Genomic DNA, 1,281 nt, shown 5'->3' on the forward strand with positions numbered 1-1,281 from the left:
TGTGCGTGATAGGTAAAGCTTTGATATCATCTCCACCTTTTCCCCCACCTAACACCGTACGTGACAGTTTCCCGTCATACGGCGTCCCATCATTTTCAGCTAATTGATATAAGTCAATTTATACAGTTATCGGTTCATTTTCAGCCTCAGTTCTGAGTGTATTCAATTTATTTAATTGCTTATCGTTCAATTTCAACGCCAAGAGCGCAGCTCTGATTTTAATCTCATCTGTCATGTGGATTAATTGATGTATATATTTATCCACAATTATTAAGTTGTGATATTTATCAGTTCCACCACTTTTCAAAGGAATTTTATGATGACAATGTACCCTATCTATACCTATAACTTCTTCAGTTACATAGCACTTTCCGTATTGTGCAACATATCTCGATATCCTGTTATCATTGTATTCAATACTCCTATTTCGGGAGTATGTTGTCATGACTTGTTTTAAGACATCCTTAGGTATGGCTTTAAGATTCTCATGAATTTTATTACGACCTTTTGCGGTGTAATTGCATATATTTTGTGAGAAGTTCCATGGATTCTTATGATGTACGCCTGTAACTGGAAGTAAAGGTGTGGCACAAACTGTATATATTTTAGTATTAGACTGAATTCCTTTGGCACGTAGTTGAAATTTCTTAGGAGTTTCATAAAATTGAATTACTTTTCCATTTTCACTGAGCCTGTTTTTCATGGATTTGAGTAGAGTGTAGTTAATTTTTGTCAAATCCATATAAATTTTAGTAGCGTACTTGTAATAATTTTGAATGCCAATAAGGGTAATATTGAATTTAAGTACATTTTCTGATGTTGGATGCCTTTGGATTTCTTTTACCTTATCCTTTAGAATTCTTTGGGTGTTTTGCATAGCTTTGTCCGTCATACTACTTTTGGCAACATAGCCATGTTTAGATTGACCTTGTTGAACCAACTTCACTTTAAACCCCAAAAAGTTCGAAGAATTCTTTTTAAGATTAACTACTTTAGATTTTTGCTCATTAATTTCAAGTCCTAATCTCGTACGCAAGAAATCAATGGTGGCATAATAATATCTTTTGGCACCAATATATGTTCTACACATGATTTTAAAATCGTCAGCATACCGCACAATAAACCCATCTTTAAGATTTGTGTATTTGCGAGCATAGCCCCTAAAGGCTATAGCCGTCTTATAGTTCTTAGGCTGAAAAGTTTCCCATTGATTGCTAATCCACCAATCCAATTCATTTAAAACCACGTTGGATAATAGGGGAGATATAATACCACCTTGCG

General features: G+C 34.4%; 1 protein-coding gene. It reads right to left on the reverse strand.

All coding sequences use genetic code 11. The features are described 5' to 3' along the window. Positions 1-118: 118 nt before the first annotated feature. A partial coding sequence (locus tag MR169_RS27895; RefSeq protein ID WP_242320389.1) for a reverse transcriptase domain-containing protein occupies positions 119-1,281 on the reverse strand: 1,163 nt, incomplete at its 5' end.

This window comes from Bacillus cereus group sp. BfR-BA-01349, assembly GCF_022663795.1.
In the GTDB taxonomy this organism is placed as follows: domain Bacteria; phylum Bacillota; class Bacilli; order Bacillales; family Bacillaceae_G; genus Bacillus_A; species Bacillus_A cereus.